The organism is Frigoribacterium sp. PvP032 (assembly GCF_017833035.1).
In the GTDB taxonomy this organism is placed as follows: Bacteria; Actinomycetota; Actinomycetes; order Actinomycetales; family Microbacteriaceae; genus Frigoribacterium.
This window is the reverse complement of sequence record NZ_JAFIBM010000001.1, coordinates 946,583-961,745: the sequence shown is the minus strand read 5'-3', so window position 1 is coordinate 961,745 and position 15,163 is coordinate 946,583. Positions and strand designations below refer to the sequence as shown.

Below are 15,163 nucleotides of genomic sequence, written 5' to 3'. Positions count from 1 at the left end.
TTGCCATGGATCACATCAGGTGATTCGGGTGCCTTGATGAAACCGCAGGACTGGCTGAGGCGCACTCGTGTCCCAGAGTGAAGTGTGCCTGCTTTGTGGCTCCCCAGCACCGCCAAGCCGGTAGGTCAACAGCGTGAGAGTCGACGAAAGACGCGTGCTCTCCCACTCATCGACAACGAGATCGGCAGAACCAACCTCCTGGAGCAGCGCATCGATGATCTCAGCTTTCGACCACTTCCGGCCCGATCTTCCGATCTCGACAAAATCGTCATGAAGAACCGCCGCAAGATGCCTGTCGTCACGTCGAGCCGGCCCCTCGAGAAGGTCGAGTTCTGCCTGCTGGAGACGGGCATGAAAGGTCATCCCTCGACGGTACGTGCGCCGACGTGAACTTTCGAGCAGTACTGAACTCTGAAGACGAACCGGACGAGCATCGGCTAGCGGGACGCAGCAGGGAGGGCTCTGCAGTGATCGACCTTCGGAGCTTTTGGGTGCTTTGGTCGATTCGGCTAAAGCGCCCAAGAGCAGCAATTGGTGCCGCTTCGCGGGTAGATGCACGCTCGCTTCCCGCGAGCACTGACCGCTCCCCTGAGCCGTGTGAGCTCATCGGCTTTGACTGATCAATCTGAAACCCAGCTCGGGGAGGGATCCCCTCTCGGGATACGCGCCTGACACACTCGGGGTTGGAAGTCGTCTCGCAATTTCTGGCATTGGAGCGAACCATCGACGCACACGACCCACCCGCGTCACCCGATTGGTCCTTCACCTTCGGATTCTGACAAGCGCGTTGCGCTAGCTACTTCCCCCCATGTAGCTGACGAATATGCTCACGCGTGTGAGCAGAAGGATTCGACCCGGTCGTGTGCCGAAGAGAGGCAATGAGGCGCCCCCAGAATCTCCAGACGCAGAAACACGCTTCAGGGAAATGCCTGTGATCGAGCTACTTGAGGCTCTTGAGTGGGTGCGGTCCATTCGGGGCGACCACACGCCAGGGATCGACCGCAAACAGGACCAGCTCATCAATGACATCGCCTCCGTCGGTTTCGAGACGCTACGAGATCGAGAACCTGACCTTCGAGCTGCCGGGTTGACGCACCGCGCCGATCGTTGGCTGCACTACGAGAACTACCTGTAGCCCAAGAGCTGGCGGGGCGCGTACGGACGACGATCGTTCCCCGGACACATAAGGCCAGTCGCCCTCCCCTATACCTAAGGCGTTTTGGGTGTCTCGCAAGGTCGGTCCGATTTTGATCTCGGTGAGGGGAGGTCAGGCGGACGCCTCAACGAGTAGCAGCGTGCTCCTCAGGGGCAGCTCAAGCGTCGCCGACACCCGTTCTACTGCGAGCGACAGGCCCGGGATCCGGGTTGCGTCGTTGCCTCAGCGCACGCAGAACGACGACGCTTTGGGGGCCTAAGAAGTAGGACTGCGAGGGCCCTTACGCACCCTGTTGTCGGTCTTCGGCATCCGGCGCGGGTGAGGACAGCTCTGAGGAGAACGTGGCCCAAATGGGTCGAATATCTCAGTCAGGTAACGCACCAAACCCATCCAGCGACCGTGGCGAACCCCTGTCAACTCCCCACCGGGAACCACAGACAAGGAGAACCATCGTGAACATCTCACGCAAGACCATCACCAAGTCCGCCTTCGGCATCGTCGCCTCCGGCGCCCTCATCTTCAGCCTCGCCGCCTGCTCCTCCAGCGACGCCGGCTCGACCTCGTCGTCGTCCGCCGCCCCCTCGTCGTCCTCGTCGGCCGCCAGCACCGAGCCCCTGGCCTCGCTCCCCGACCTCAGCAAGGGAGTCGACACCCAGGTCGCCGTCGACGCGTCCTTCGTCGACGCCCTCGGCACCCTCGGCCTCACCCCCGGAGTCGTCGGCACCGCCGGCTTCACCGACGGCACCTTCTCCTTCCCCATCACCGGCGGCAACGTCGACTACTACGACCCCGCCAGCGACGTCCGCCCCTACGTCCAGGGCGAGATCGACCACGACGGCTCCGGCCTGTCGCTGACCGCTGCCGACGGCACCGTCGTCGAGCTCACCGACTTCCGCATCGACCCGGGCGAGAGCAAGCTCTACGGCACCGTCACCGCCAACGGCACCGTCGCAGCAGAAGACGCCTACCTCTTCAACCTCTACGGCGGCACCCTGAAGCCCCTCCAGATGGAAGGCACCAACGCCGTCCTCGAGGGCACCACCGTCCACATCAGCCCCGACGCCGCAGCCCTGCTGAACCAGACCTTCAACACCGACGCCGTCCAGGACGAGATGCTCGTCGGCGTCGCGAAGATCACCGTCGCCACCGAGTAACTCTCTCCCGCACGGTGTCGACCGCGCCGGTGCTGCGCCGTACCTCGTAGGGCCGGCATCCCGGTGGAACCCCATCCCGCTACGCGAGCGGGATGGGGTTTTCCGTGCGCCCGCAACGTCCGGCACCAATCAGACAACACCGAGGGTGAGATCAAAGAGGACGGGGCGCACAGTTCCCCGCCGCCGCGGACACCCGAAGTCGACGCGACGGCGGGGGCTGGGCCTTCCCGAGCCCTGAACCGTCTCGGGGCATGTCGATCGTAGGAGCATTCCTCACGAAAGGACAGTGCTCCTCGACTGGGATGTCCGTGGACCTCCACACGCCCCCGCTCGGGCGGGGGCGTGTGTGGGCTGCCGGTCGCCTGCGGATCAGGAGCAGACAAGCGGTGCCGTCCCCGGGGTACCACCGCCGGGCACGCTCAGAGTAGGACCGCTGCCCCTGATCCGCTAGGCGCCCGCGAAAGTCGTTCGCGAAAGTGCGTCAGCTTCACGCGGCGCGGGGTTCGGCGGTGAGCTTCCTCAGCGCGATCAGGGCGTCCCGAATGCGGGTCTTCATCGTCCCGATCGGGACACCCGCTTTCGCTGCCGCTTCGGATTGGGTGTACCCGCCGAAGTACGTCAGCTCGAGCGCTTCCCGTTGAGGGGCCGCGAGGGCTTTCATGCTGGTCGTGACACGGTGGTGCTCGATCAGAGTTTCTGCTCTTTCCGCGACGTCGTCCCGGCTGACTTCGAGATCGCGCAGCCCGGCGAGGGTGTCGCGGTCACGGGCGGCCTGCGAGGACCGGACACGGTCGATCGCGCGGCGCCTGGCCCGGACGAGCAACCACGCCAGAGCTGTGCCCCGGGCCGGGTCGAAAGACGTCGCTTCTTGCCATGTGGCGAGGAACACCTCTTGAGCGACCTCCTCGGACTGCGCCGGGTCCACCAAGATCCTCCGAATCAAGCCCAAGACCCGAGAAGACGTCCGGTCATAGAACACCGTGAAAGCGCGATCGTTGCCCTCTGCGACGAGAGCGAGGAGGTCCTCGTTCGTTCGTTCAGCGGTGACAGACAGCACAGAAGCAAGCGACACGAGAAGGTCCGATCAGAGAGGCCACGGGGATGAGAGACACTCCCCCGAGCGCTGCTGTCACTGTATGCACCTGCATCGTGACCGCGTCCCCCAGTTCGGGGAAGGCACCGCCGCCCTGGGTCAGCAGGAACCGACTGCTTGACGGGAGCCAGAGACACTTCAACGCGGCTTCGGAGATCAGCTGGTCAGCCGTGATTGTCCCCCAAAGTCGGGACTATCTCGACAGTCAAGATTAATTGATACTGAGATGAACATACTTCGAGAAGCTTGAGCGAAAAGGGATATGTGTCTACGGCATCAGCGGCATCGTTTGACCAGGACGCCTGGACGGGAGAAGACGCTCTAGACGCGTACCAACGCCTCCTCGGGCGCAATGCCGACGCAACCGCAGTCCTTGCAGCCCATCATTCCGTGACGCCCATCCATCTCCGCGCTCTGCTCGTGCTCGCCTCTCGCGGACCGCTTCCGGCGAGTCGTCTCGGCGGTGCCGTGGGCTTGTCGAGTGGAGCCGTCACACCGCTCGTCGACCGGCTTGAGCGTCACGGACACGCCGAGCGACGGCCCGTGCTAGCGGACCGGCGCAGCGTCGTCGTGAGCGCGCTGCCAGCCGGTCTGGCCGTCGCCGCGCACCTCCGCGCGTCCTTCGCCGCTGTCTTCGCCCGCGCCTTCGGCGACGACCTCGGCCGGGTCGTGGACACGCTGACCGCCCTCGACGGCGCCCTCGAGGCCGAGGTGGCGTCGTGGTGACCCTCACCGACGAGCGGGTGGCCTCGCTGCGGCGCCGCAGGGCCGAGGAGGCGGCGGCCGCCGTGCCCGGACGCGCAGCCCGCGCCCGTGCGCGGATCGACCCCTTCCCGCTGTTGGCCTGGCGCCGCTGGCTGCTGCGGCTCGTCCTCGCGTTCCCGTACCTGGTGATCGGCGTCGTCGGGGCCCCCGCGGCCACGCTGATGTCGACCACCACCCCGAACCTCGACCACCTCGCCGGCGTCGCGGGTCTGAGCTGGTCGAACCTCGACCTGACCCGCCTCGGCGAGGTGTGGCCGCCCCTCGGCGCCCTGATCGTCGCCGTCGTGCCGGGCGGTGAGATGGGCCTTGCCGTCGTCGGGGCCCTGGCCGCGGGCGTGTTCCTGCAAAAGATGATCGAAGTCATGCACCAGCGCCGGTTCCACCCGGTCAAGACCCTGGCATTCGGCCTCGCCCTCGGCGCAAACCCGCTATTCGTCTACACAGTGACCCAAAACCTCCAGGGCTTCCTTGGTATCGCACTCTTCGGGCTCGGCGCCGCCGACATGCTGCGGTTCCTCGCCGGACGAGACACACAAGCCGGTTTCCGTGCCGGTCTGCTCTTCATGGCCACATCCCTGGTCCAGGCCAGCGGGCTGCTTTATGTCACCGTCGCCGCCCTCGCCGCGCCTCTAATCAGTCTTGCCCGTCGCGGTGAGCGCGGCGCCCGCGCTTCAACGATCCTCGTCGTTCTGTTCCCCACGTTCTCGGTCCTTGCCTCCCTGGCCTTCCTGGAGCTGGTATTCCTGCACAGCGCGTCGCCGCTGCTTGTCAGCCGTATCTCCTACGACCCGGAGAAGTGGGCGATTGTGCCCCACCTGGTCACAACGCTCGACGGCTTCCTGCTGCTCGCCTCGATGGTCAGCGGCTGGCTGCTGGCCCTCCTCGTCCGGCGCCCCGGCGCGATCTTGATCTCGACCACCTTGTTCGCGGCACTCATCGTCGGTTTCGTCCTCGGGCTCATCCCCGCCAACGCCGGCGGCAACATCTACCTGACGATGATCGTGATGGGTGTCGCCATCTTGCCCGCCGCCTCCACCACGAGGGCTAGCGTCCTCATCACCACCATCGCGCTCGTCCAGGTGATCATCGCCTGGGCGGCGGCGTTCAACCGGCCCGTCGTCCTCGACTGGATGCACGCGCTCGGCACCCTCTGGGGAGGACTCCGATGACCGTCACCGCACGCACCACGCCCGCGCTGCCCGAGTCGCGTCACCGCAGCACCGGCCGCGACGTCCTCCGCGCTGACGACGTCGACGTCGCCCTCACCGTGCACGGCCCTGCCCGGTACGTCGCCGAGGACTGGATGCCGGTCCGCCGCCTCCCCGACGGCGCCCTGCTCGTCGCCACCGCCCACCGCGCCTCCGACGCCTCGCTCCGCGACGGGCTCGAGGAGGAGCTGGACAGCCCGGTCGAGCTGCTGGCCGTCCCCGAGTGGGAGCTCAAGGGCGTTCTCGTCGAGCTCTTCAGCGCCCACGTGGCCGACCGGGCCGCGAACGCGCTCTTCGACCGCAGCCCTGAGCTCTCGGCGAAGGTCGTGTTCTCGCGCGGGCAGGCGGTCGGCGGCATCGCGACGCTCCTCGTGCTCGCCGGGCTGGCCGTCGTGTGGCCCTGGCAGGTCGTGACGGGCCTGGTCGCGGCGATCAGCGTCGTGTTCCTCGCGGGCACCGCGTTCAAGTTCGTGGTCGCGATGCAGGGCGCCCGGTACGACGTCGTCGAGCGCGTGACGGACAGCGAGGTCGCCCGCCTGGACGACGACGACCTACCCGTCTACACGGTGCTGGTGCCCGTGTTCCGCGAGGCCAACATCGTCGCGCAGCTGATCGACAACCTCGGCGACATCGACTACCCGGTCGAGAAGCTCGAGGTGCTGATCCTGATCGAGGAGGAGGACCTCGAGACCCGGCACGCGATCGAGTCGGCCTCGCCGCCGGCCCACTTCCACGTCGTGACGGTGCCGCGGGGCCACCCGCAGACGAAGCCCCGGGCCTGCAACGTGGGGCTCGCCCTCGCCTCGGGCGACTTCCTCGTGATCTACGACGCCGAGGACACCCCCGACCCCGACCAGCTGAAGAAGGCCCTGATCGCGTTCGAGCGAGGAGGCGCCGAGACGGTCTGCGTGCAGGCCGCCCTGAACTACTTCAACGCCGACGAGAACGCGCTCACCCGCATGTTCACGCTCGAGTACAGCTACTGGTTCGACTACATGCTCGCCGGCCTCGACCACGCCGACCTGCCCATCCCGCTCGGCGGCACCTCGAACCACTTCCGGGTCGAGGCGCTCCGCGAGCTGGGCGGCTGGGACCCGTACAACGTCACCGAGGACGCCGACCTCGGCATCCGTGCCAGCGCCATCGGCTACCGGGTCGGGGTGATCAACTCGACCACGATGGAGGAGGCCAACACCTCGATGCCCAACTTCGTCCGGCAGCGCAGCCGCTGGATCAAGGGCTACATGCAGACGACGCTCGTGCATGCGCGTCGTCCCTTGGCGCTGATCCGCGAGATCGGGATCGTCCGCTTTGCCGCTTTCACCCTGCTGATCGGCGGGACGCCCGCGATCTTCCTCGGCGTGCTGCCCTTCTACCTGCTCTCGGCCGTCACCCTGTTCGTGCCGGCCAGCGTGCTCTCGGCGGTGTTTCCGCCCTGGCTGCTGGTGATCTGCCTGCTGAACTTCCTCATGGGGAACAGCATCATGGTCTACCTGACGATGATGGGCCCGTTCAAGCGGGGAACGTTCCACCTGATGGCCTGGACGCTGCTGAACCCTGTCTACTGGATCCTGCATTCCCTCGCCGCCTACAAGGGCCTCTGGCAGCTGCTCACCCGCCCGCACTACTGGGAGAAGACGGAGCACGGGCTGACGCAACAAAGCCATTCCGCGTGAGCTTGACTTTCACCTCGGCGCACCTCAACACCATCCGGCTCGGCTCCACTGAGCCGTGGTCCACCCCTGTGCAAATATCTACCCAAAGAGGGGCTGTTTAAGCTGTCGGTCTGCTCTTCCCTGCCTCTAGCCACGGCGTCGCCGGCCCCTTCTCAGGCCCCTCGGATGCAAGCACTCGGCCGTGCTCTGACATATCCATGGGAGAAGCAGCCCCGTCTGCACCGATGGCCGATCGTCTATCGGGACACCGCAACGGAGTCAGGTCGCGCAACGGGTCGAGTCATCGCCCACGAAGCTCAGTCGACGCGCGCGATGCGGACGTCGATCCTCTCGACCGTGATGGCTGCCTGGTTCAGGCGTGCCAGCAGGGCGTCGTGGACTCGGTGGGCAACGTCGGGCGAGATGCTGTCTGCGTCGGTCGCGATGGTGAGGGCGACTACGCCGTCGTCACCGATCTCGATCCGAGGAGGCGGTGGCGGGGTGCTCGGGTCGGGCGTCTGCCGGGCAGCGAGAAGGGCGGGCAGGGTCGCCCGCGGCTGATAGATGTGGGCCACGCCTGGGATGCCGTCGACGAGCTCCTCGAGTTCGAGGGCGAGTGCGTCACGGTCGGTGTCGTCGAGGTTATGGCTGGTCATCGTTCTTCTTCCCGGACGGGGGCGGCTCCGTCTGACCGGATCGTGACGTCGATGCTCTCGACGTTCATCTCCGTGTGCGCCTGGAGAGCCTCCTCGACGGCTGAGCACACCGCATCGGTCACGGCGTCCGTCGTCGCACCGTGGTCACGGACGATGCGTGCCCACACGCGGACGACGACCGGGGCGCCGGGTGTGGTGACGTCGCCCTCGAGGGTGCACCTGCCGATGAGGACGCCGGCGACGGTGTCGCCGGCGCGGCGGACGATGCTGCGGACGGCTCCCTCGGTGATGACGGAGTTCTCGGTCTTCTTCAGCGGCGGGAGGGGGATGTCCCGGCCGGCGTGGGCCTCGAGGCTGATGTTGGTGATGATCTCGGTGATCCAGTCGTCCTCGCGGACGTCCTCGTCGAGCGCGTCGGCCTCGAGTGCTCCGTGGGAGAGCATGCGGACTCTCGTGAGGGCGTCGAGGGCGTTCTTGCAGGCGGGTGAGTCGTCGATCGTCGGGTCTGCCGGGGTCATCCCGGCGTCGAGGTAGTCGGCGAGTTCGTCGATGGTGTGCCCGTCGAGCCGGTCGGGTTCGAGCGACAGTGTCTCCACGTCGTCGCCGCTGACGCCGGCGGCTTCGAGGTCATCGGGAAGGTCCGCGCTCATCGCCATGCCTCCATCTCGGTGATCATGTTCTTCCGCGCCCGGGAGAGGAGCCCCCGGACGGTCGACAACGGCAGTCGCAGGTCGTCCGCGATCTCGTCGTACGAATGCCCGACCATCTCCTTCAAGATCCACGCTCGCCGTTGGGGGTCCGGCATCGCCTCCAACGCCAGCGTCAGGGCGTGCTCCCGCGACCGGGCCTCGACGACACGGTGCGGCGTCTCGTGCTCGGGACCTTCGGAGTCGTGGTCGGCGATGTCGTCATGGTCACGTCTGGCCCTGATCCTGTCCACGCACCGCCTGCTGACGATGCGCATCAACCAGCTCTTCACCTTCGCCGGGTCCTCGATCGACGGCAGCTGCTTCCACGCCGCGACGAAGGCCTCCTGGACGACGTCGTCGACGTCGTCGGAACGACCGAGGACCCGCCGCGCGTAGGAGCGCATCAACGGCCCGTACCGGCGAACCAGGACCTCGAACGCCCGGACGTCACCGTGCCCGGCACGTTCGACGAGGGTGTGGTCGTCAGCGTCCGCGAGGTCGACACGGCGCGGCTGATCGGACACCCGTCAGTTCTACCCGGTCCACGGCTCCCCGTGCCGGCAGACAAGCGTCCCTGAGCGGAGCGAATCGCTCCCCATCACGACTCGGCCGAAATTCGTCGACAACCGGTGTGACGAATCGCACACTCGTTGCGACCTAGTAGTGACGCGCTCCTGCTGCCCCTCGACCCGACGAGAAGCACGCGTGCTCCCCACCCGACTTGATGAGGAACAACACCCGTGACCCTGCTCGCGCCCGCACCCATCACCCGCCCCGCCGCCATGACCCTCACCGAGGCCGAGCCCGGCTTCTGGGTCGCCAGCACCAGCGGCGCCTTCGCGGGAACCGTAGACCACCACGGCGACCACTTCTACGTCCGCGACTGCTTCAGCCAGTACCTCGGCGACTACAACGACCTCGCCACAGCAGCCGCCCGCCTCCGCACGGACGCCAGCGTGCGAAACGCCGCGTGACGACCACACTCCCCCCGAGGACGGCGGACGCCAGCACCTCCCCGGTGACGTGGCACGAGACGGCCCCCGGCATGTGGACGAGCCGCACCGGCAAGGACATCGCCGGCGCCGTGCAGCTCGTCGGGACCTTCATCACCACCAATGCCCGCGGCGACGTCGTCGGAACGTTCGACACCCTCCCCCCGGCACAAGCCGCCCTCGTCGCACCGCCCGCCCCCTCAGGTCGGCCTCGCCCTCACAGTCGACACCGGCTCCCGCCGTGGTCTCACCGCCGGTGACCACAACGCACCTCGTGACGGACACCGCACGCGAGCCGCGGCGCTCACCTGGTCGCCAGGCCCGCACGTACGACTCGATGCCCGACGTTCCGCCGGCACTGATCGTCACCTACGCCCGCCGAGAACAACGCCGCCGCCTCTACCCCGTCCCGATGGGGCCCACCTACGCCGACTTCTTCCTCGAGGACACCACCCACCATGCAACTGCCTGACCCGAACATCGCTCTCACCGCACCCATCACCCCCTCCACCCGGCCGCCCCTGCCCGCAACGGAGCAAGTGGACATGGAGCCCCTGCTCGCCGACCGTGACCACCCCTGACCCCCACCCGCCCGGAACACGCCCGGCCCCGACCTCGCTGCAACGCCTCCCCCACCACGAACTCGTTTCCTACCTCAAGCGGTACCTCGCCGTCCCGCTCCTCGGCGAGACCTGCGATTCGCCGATCATGATTCCAGGGGTCATGGGCAATGGAGAGGGCACCGTCGCAAGCTCGTGAGCTACCGCGGATGGGTGGCTGCGCAGCTCGACATACCGGGCGCTGCCGCCGCGCCTGCTGCCTAAACCTTCTTTGAATCGAGGATTGGCGCCTCTAGTTGTCTTCACCCGTGCACGACGCACCCGCAGTCCCTAGCTGCGGCCGAGGTGAAGACCCCGCGAAGCAACGCTGCTTCGCCCCGCTGGGGTGTTGTGGCCCGAACCACGACGCCCCAGCGATACCCCAACTCGAACGGCAAGAAGAACCGAACGGCGCGAGCGAGACAATCAACGGGGCCAGCAAATCAAAGGCGGGAATGTCCGACTCGTGCCAGACGAGCATTCAGGATTGCGCCGGTGAACGATCTCCTATCGGGCGCGAGGCAGGCGCTCTTCGAGCAGCGCCGCGAGTCGATCGAGATCTTTGCGGACAGCGTCAGCGTCGGAGTGGAAGTCCGCCTCGGACATCCCGTCACGGCGGAAGAGGGTGAAGACGGCCTCACTGCCTTGGTCGTTGGCCACGACGCGGAAGGCGTTCCGCACTACAGATCCGTTGGGAAGGGTCACGTCGTGGTCGAGGATCCCCAGCTCCACCGGCCCCGTGAAGGCCACCTCGACGACGCCCATGGGCGAGTCGGTGATCCACCGCCCGTCCTCCTGGCGGATCCCGGCGCTCAGACCAGCCGCCCACGCGGGTAGGTTCTCTGGATTCCCGGCGACACGGGAGACTGCGGCGACGTCGTGGTCGAGCGAGCGTGAGATGTGGACGACAGGCCAGGTCATGCCCGGAAGCTAGCAGCCCACTGAATCGAGCGCACCGGCTCAGGATCCCTATCCGGCGCTGTCACGGCGCCGGATAGAACGGAACGTCTCAACCTTCTTCGTGCGAAGCGCAGCGATGTGGCCGGCAGCCAGGCCAGCGCCGACGAGGAGCAGCGCGATCAAGGACGTCACTCCGGAGCCTGGCCCTCCACTGTTCACGGTAAGACCGATGAGGCTCACCCCGATCGAGAGTGCCGCGAGGGGAGTCAGGGCCCAGGTGGCGGCGCGACGTGACGCCTCGCTGTCGACGGCCTCCAACCTGAACAGGCGCAGCGCCTCGAGGGAGCTCGTTCGAGCGTGCGGCGCCAGCAGCGCCAGCGCCGCGGCAGCGACAGCGGCGAATGCGATGACAGTCCAAACGGTCATGGAATCTACCTCCGACATCCCACGCTAGTCACGAGCTCGCAGGCTGTCGCGGCAGGCTCCCGCGCACCCCGCACCTACTGGCCCTCGAGAGTCCGGGGCTGGGTCGTCGTGCGTCCTGCGGGCACTGAAACCATGGCCAAGTCATACGCCGAGGCGGCGCCTCACCAGTAGCGGCCGACCACGTGAACGGTCAGCCCATTGAGCGTGGCTCTGGAGTAAACGAAACGTGGGTCGGAGAAGAAACCCAGGATGGGGCCCACGCCCGCGCCCTCGATCTCAGCCGTAAGCTCCGTCGCGGTCATCCCTGGGGGCGGAGCTACGTAGAACGTCGACCAGCAGCGGTCGGCGCGGCAGTGCTTCTCCGTGTCGACTACGACGGAGCCGGCTGGGAAACGCATGGCCGCGGCCGCGGGAACGTCACCGCTGGTCTTGCTGAACTCGAATAGGAAGCAGAGACCCCAAAAGACCAGGAGGGCAACGACACCGAGCCCGATGGCGGCGCGCTTGACCACCGGAACAACCCCCGGCCCCGCCGGAGACGCCTTGGCAAGGATCATTCTGGTCCGCCCTCCGCACTGTTCTGCAGCCAGCCTCGACCAGTCGCCTCATCAGCACCCTCGGGCGATCGCTGACTCAGTAAGTGGTCGAGGTCCGCTGACCTCATGTGGCCGTTGTTGCCGCCGTCGACGTCAGTTTGGATCAGGACGACCTCCCGGACTAGAGGTGATCCAGAAGAACTTGCCAGATGCGCAGGACGTTGCGGTGTCTGATTGTCTGTCGGGCCCTAGGAGCAACGCCAGCACGCGGCTACATTGCGGGGGCAGCCAAGACCTCGCTGCCGATGGCGGGGTTCCTGACCCTACTCAGGTTCCCCGTCAGGCCCTCCCCCACCGGAGACCCACACCCCGTGGAGGCCCATCCAGTTGAGCCCTCCGGCAACGGCCTCTAGATTCTTCCCGTGAAGATGCGGAACTGTATGAAGTGGTCCTACCTCGGAGAGTCGTTCGAGGTGTGCGACTTCACGGCGTTCTTCCGGGTCCACCGACACGGGACAGCCACCTCAACGGCCGTCGTCCAGGACGTCCACCCGTCCGACCAGTGGACGACCGTCGCGAGAGACGGCAGCGAAGTATTCACCTTCGCCGCCCGCAGCGGATCACCGATAACAGTCGTCGCCCCCGCCGCAGTCGGAGCGATCTTCCGCCGATGGTTAGACGGCCTGACCGCTGTCGAGGTGTGATCCGGACACCCGGATCAAACGCGTCACGGTTGGGGGCGTCACACCGAACCGTGTCGCCAACGCGCCAACGGAAGTTCCCTCAGCCGCCCGGCGCCGCAGATCGGTGATGTCATCGTCGGTCAGCTTCTGCGGAGAACGATGGGTGATCGGACCTCCCGCATCGACACGAGCGCGCCCCACGACAAGGCTCGAGACCGTGCTCTGGCTAACGCCAAACTGCGCAGCCAACTCCACTTGAGTCGTCCCGTTCCTGTATCTCTGCCGAAGAGCCACCACTTGGGAATCACTCAGGCGCACAGGCATAGACCCATTCTCGCCTCCGACGCATCGCTTCCTACCCGTCCGATGATCGGCATCTGGACGCTGTGTCTACCTGCTCGCCACCTCGTCCGTCGCGGCACGGGAGAGTGGATAGGCGCGGTCCAGGCGCGGGCTGAGGACGACGAGGAACAGGAACATCGACAGCAGCCACCCGGCGACCCAGTACGCGGGGATCGAGAAGATGGCGGCGTTCGGCACGACGTCGGTGGCGACTGCGACGACGACGGCGATCGTGAACAGCACGCCCACACCGTAGTACAGGGCTCGGAAGCCCTCCTCGACCCGGCCCCGCCGTTCCCGCTGGCGACTCGCCCGCTCGTCCAGGGCAGTGACCGAGCGGCCGTAGTCGTCCTCGGCCACGGTGACGAAGAGCTCGCGGACCGGTACACCGAACGCCTTCGCCACCCGCGACAGCGTGTCGAGGCTCCCCTCGTTGCCCGCCTCGAGCCTCTGGACGGTGCGGACGGTCACGCCGCTCTCGTCTGCGAGGCGTTCCTGGGTCCAACCCATCTGGGTCCGGAGATCGACGATCCGTGTCTCGTTCATGAACCTCACACTAAGAACGACCAGCCCCAAGGTCCACGACACCGACCCGACACGCACCCGACACCTTCACGACACAGCACCTCGATGTACCCCGTCCCGATCATGACCTCCACCACGGCCGCAGTCGGTGGCCCCAGAGCGGGTCCGATCAGCGATCCCCTAGCGGGCGTCGTTCACGAGTCCGTTCAACCGATCGATCAGCTGCGCCATTCGAAGCGGTCCAAGTCGAAGAACAAGGGACTCCGAGAACCAGCGCATCCAGACAGCCTCCACATCGTGGGTCGTGACGGCGCCAGCCTTGAGAAGAATGCGAACCAGGTCGACCGCCTCCATCTCGTACTCATTCGACGGAGCACCCTCCGGCGAACCAGGCTCGAGACCATACGGGTCGACATCGCTGAGAACAGCCAAGACACCAGCGAGGGTCTGCCTGTAGGTGACTGTCCCCGCTCTCATGCCCCAATGATGCCTGGGCCGCCTCGACCGGTGACCGATCGTCTATCGGGCGCCCACCGATGCGGCGATCACGGATGCGACCAGCTCACCGATCGGGAGCCCTCGCTGCCGGTGGTCGTCGACCAGTAGCGCCTGCATTCCTGCTGCTCTGGCTCCGTCAGCGTCCTTTGCCGGGTCGTCACCGACGAACAGGCACGCCGCCGGCTCGACTCCGAGTTCAGAGGCGAGAGCGACAAAGGCCCGTGCGTCGGGTTTTGAGAAGCCGATCCGCTCGGACGTGCAGACGACGTCGAATTCGTCGAGGAGACCGGTGTGCCGGAGCTTCGCCAGCTGCTGAGTCTCCGTCCCGTTCGTCAGCAGCCCGACGCGGTGACTGGCCGTACGAAGGCTCTGAAGAAGCGGCAGCGCATCAGGGAATGCCTGCCATGACGACTCGTACGCCTGGAGGTAACGGCCGAACAACTTATCGACATCGGCGTCACCGGCCGGCACATCGATCCCGAGCGGTGGGAGGACCGAGCGCAGTCGCTCACGGCGCTGCTGCGAGAAGCTGATCTCTCCCGACCGCCAGCGCTCGAAGTGCTCCTCCTCGGCGTCGAACCATCTAGCAAGGGTCGACTCCGATGCGACCACCCCTAGCGAGCCGAGGAACTCGACGGCGGCGGATCGGGCCGAACCGTGGTGATCGAACAGCGTCCCATCGAGGTCGAAGCTCACTGCACGCACCGCCGTCACCTCGCCAGTGTAGGAGCGGCCCGGTGCCCGATCGTCTATCGGGAATCGTCACCGCTCTGCTCTGAGCCGTCCTGCTCGAGTCGCGATCGAAGAAACCTGATCGTGAGGACGAGGGCGTACGCGCCCAACGCCAAGACGATGACCACGAGAAACGAGGTCAGGATTGAGAGACCAGCGGCTAGACCGGCGAGCTGACTGAGCTGCGACATCATCAATCAAGGCTAGCCATCCCGACCTAGGGTGCCGGTCGAGGATCGTCTATCGAGACACTCTGAAGCTAGAGGTCGCGTTCCTTGGCCCCCTAGCGGGCGGCCGCTATGACGACTAGCCAAACCGCTCGCAGAGCTGCACTACGGTTCGAGCATGGAGACCGTTCCGCTCGTCATGACCGTAATCGGCGCTCTCATCGTCGCGGCAGGCTTCGCCTACACGTTCAACCTCAGGAAGCGAGGCGGGGTGCGATCGGGAAGTCGCCCCTTCTTAGCCATGACCATCACGATCGGACTCGGAACCGGAATCCTCGTAGCAGGCGTCATCGCCGCCCTGAGCTGACTCGCGAACCCCTAGCTAAT

20 protein-coding genes and 1 pseudogene are annotated in these 15,163 nt (G+C 66.4%); 9 read left to right on the top strand and 12 right to left on the bottom strand.

Annotated features, from left to right (window positions below; translation table 11 throughout):
* Positions 1 to 15: 15 nt before the first annotated feature.
* Positions 16 to 363 (bottom strand): DUF4440 domain-containing protein, encoded by a 348-nt coding sequence (locus tag JOE35_RS04385; RefSeq protein ID WP_209560020.1) that lies wholly within the window; start codon positions 361 to 363, stop codon positions 16 to 18.
* 1,245 nt (positions 364 to 1,608) lie between these two features.
* On the opposite strand from JOE35_RS04385, the gene JOE35_RS04380 reads away from it, so the two are divergent.
* Entirely contained in the window at positions 1,609 to 2,310 is a 702-nt protein-coding gene (locus JOE35_RS04380) for a hypothetical protein (protein ID WP_245186035.1), read from the top strand.
* Positions 2,311 to 2,797: 487 nt separating this feature from the next.
* On the opposite strand, the gene JOE35_RS04375 is transcribed toward JOE35_RS04380, so the two are convergent.
* A complete protein-coding gene (locus JOE35_RS04375) occupies positions 2,798 to 3,367 on the bottom strand; it encodes a sigma-70 family RNA polymerase sigma factor (RefSeq protein ID WP_307802931.1) in 570 nt (189 codons plus the stop codon).
* A 300-nt stretch (positions 3,368 to 3,667) separates the two neighbouring features.
* Between JOE35_RS04375 and JOE35_RS16190 the strand changes: the two are divergent.
* The 4 genes and pseudogenes from JOE35_RS16190 to JOE35_RS04360 form a co-directional block, all read left to right on the top strand.
* Positions 3,668 to 3,958, top strand: a pseudogene (locus JOE35_RS16190) (MarR family winged helix-turn-helix transcriptional regulator); the annotation flags it as partial.
* A 15-nt stretch (positions 3,959 to 3,973) separates the two neighbouring features.
* Positions 3,974 to 4,129, top strand: coding sequence for a hypothetical protein (locus JOE35_RS15475; RefSeq protein ID WP_245186050.1), 156 nt, complete (start codon positions 3,974 to 3,976; stop codon positions 4,127 to 4,129).
* Complete coding sequence (locus JOE35_RS04365) at positions 4,123 to 5,337, top strand: hypothetical protein (protein WP_209560018.1); 1,215 nt, start codon at positions 4,123 to 4,125, stop codon at positions 5,335 to 5,337. Before JOE35_RS15475 ends, JOE35_RS04365 begins: the two co-directional genes overlap by 7 nt.
* Entirely contained in the window at positions 5,334 to 7,052 is a 1,719-nt protein-coding gene (locus JOE35_RS04360) for a glycosyltransferase family 2 protein (RefSeq protein WP_209560017.1), read from the top strand. Before JOE35_RS04365 ends, JOE35_RS04360 begins: the two co-directional genes overlap by 4 nt.
* Positions 7,053 to 7,348: 296 nt before the next feature.
* Here the strand turns inward: JOE35_RS04360 and JOE35_RS04355 are convergent, their stop codons facing one another.
* From JOE35_RS04355 to JOE35_RS04345, 3 genes are read right to left on the bottom strand one after another with little or no spacing between them, the layout of a single operon-like run.
* Positions 7,349 to 7,687, bottom strand: coding sequence for a hypothetical protein (locus JOE35_RS04355; protein ID WP_209560016.1), 339 nt, complete (start codon positions 7,685 to 7,687; stop codon positions 7,349 to 7,351).
* Positions 7,684 to 8,337: a hypothetical protein gene (locus JOE35_RS04350; RefSeq protein WP_209560015.1), complete on the bottom strand. Its 654-nt coding sequence runs from the start codon at positions 8,335 to 8,337 to the stop codon at positions 7,684 to 7,686. Before JOE35_RS04350 ends, JOE35_RS04355 begins: the two co-directional genes overlap by 4 nt.
* The gene (locus JOE35_RS04345; RefSeq protein ID WP_209560014.1) at positions 8,334 to 8,900 is read right to left on the bottom strand and encodes an RNA polymerase sigma factor; all 567 of its coding nucleotides are present in this window, start codon (positions 8,898 to 8,900) and stop codon (positions 8,334 to 8,336) included. Before JOE35_RS04345 ends, JOE35_RS04350 begins: the two co-directional genes overlap by 4 nt.
* Positions 8,901 to 9,116: 216 nt before the next feature.
* On the opposite strand from JOE35_RS04345, the gene JOE35_RS04340 reads away from it, so the two are divergent.
* Positions 9,117 to 9,350, top strand: a complete 234-nt coding sequence (locus JOE35_RS04340; RefSeq protein WP_192043277.1) for a hypothetical protein — start codon at positions 9,117 to 9,119, stop codon at positions 9,348 to 9,350.
* A gap of 292 nt (positions 9,351 to 9,642) precedes the next feature.
* The gene (locus tag JOE35_RS04335) at positions 9,643 to 9,840 is read left to right on the top strand and encodes a hypothetical protein (protein ID WP_192043279.1); all 198 of its coding nucleotides are present in this window, start codon (positions 9,643 to 9,645) and stop codon (positions 9,838 to 9,840) included.
* A 634-nt stretch (positions 9,841 to 10,474) separates the two neighbouring features.
* On the opposite strand, the gene JOE35_RS04330 is transcribed toward JOE35_RS04335, so the two are convergent.
* The 3 genes from JOE35_RS04330 to JOE35_RS04320 all read right to left on the bottom strand — a co-directional run bounded on the left by JOE35_RS04330 (position 10,475) and on the right by JOE35_RS04320 (position 11,850).
* Positions 10,475 to 10,888 (bottom strand): SRPBCC family protein, encoded by a 414-nt coding sequence (locus JOE35_RS04330; protein WP_209560013.1) that lies wholly within the window; start codon positions 10,886 to 10,888, stop codon positions 10,475 to 10,477.
* A 48-nt stretch (positions 10,889 to 10,936) separates the two neighbouring features.
* Positions 10,937 to 11,293 carry a hypothetical protein gene (locus JOE35_RS04325; RefSeq protein ID WP_192043280.1) on the bottom strand — a complete coding sequence of 119 codons (357 nt, stop codon included), beginning with the start codon at positions 11,291 to 11,293 and terminating at the stop codon, positions 10,937 to 10,939.
* 161 nt (positions 11,294 to 11,454) lie between these two features.
* Positions 11,455 to 11,850, bottom strand: a complete 396-nt coding sequence (locus JOE35_RS04320; protein WP_209560012.1) for a hypothetical protein — start codon at positions 11,848 to 11,850, stop codon at positions 11,455 to 11,457.
* A gap of 401 nt (positions 11,851 to 12,251) precedes the next feature.
* On the opposite strand from JOE35_RS04320, the gene JOE35_RS04315 reads away from it, so the two are divergent.
* Entirely contained in the window at positions 12,252 to 12,533 is a 282-nt protein-coding gene (locus JOE35_RS04315; RefSeq protein ID WP_209560011.1) for a hypothetical protein, read from the top strand.
* Here JOE35_RS04315 and JOE35_RS16185 read toward each other — a convergent pair.
* The 4 genes from JOE35_RS16185 to JOE35_RS04295 form a co-directional block, all read right to left on the bottom strand.
* Entirely contained in the window at positions 12,504 to 12,836 is a 333-nt protein-coding gene (locus JOE35_RS16185; RefSeq protein WP_209560010.1) for a helix-turn-helix domain-containing protein, read from the bottom strand. The two genes, JOE35_RS04315 and JOE35_RS16185, sit on opposite strands and share 30 nt — an antisense overlap.
* 66 nt (positions 12,837 to 12,902) lie before the next feature.
* On the bottom strand, positions 12,903 to 13,400 hold the full coding sequence (locus JOE35_RS04305) for a helix-turn-helix transcriptional regulator (RefSeq protein ID WP_209560009.1): 498 nt from the start codon (positions 13,398 to 13,400) through the stop codon (positions 12,903 to 12,905).
* Between the two features lie 159 nt (positions 13,401 to 13,559).
* Positions 13,560 to 13,856, bottom strand: coding sequence for a hypothetical protein (locus JOE35_RS04300; protein WP_209560008.1), 297 nt, complete (start codon positions 13,854 to 13,856; stop codon positions 13,560 to 13,562).
* 42 nt (positions 13,857 to 13,898) lie between these two features.
* Positions 13,899 to 14,591, bottom strand: a complete 693-nt coding sequence (locus JOE35_RS04295; protein ID WP_209560007.1) for an HAD family hydrolase — start codon at positions 14,589 to 14,591, stop codon at positions 13,899 to 13,901.
* A gap of 363 nt (positions 14,592 to 14,954) precedes the next feature.
* Between JOE35_RS04295 and JOE35_RS04290 the strand changes: the two genes are divergently transcribed.
* Positions 14,955 to 15,143 carry a hypothetical protein gene (locus tag JOE35_RS04290; protein WP_056049963.1) on the top strand — a complete coding sequence of 63 codons (189 nt, stop codon included), beginning with the start codon at positions 14,955 to 14,957 and terminating at the stop codon, positions 15,141 to 15,143.
* Positions 15,144 to 15,163: the final 20 nt, after the last annotated feature.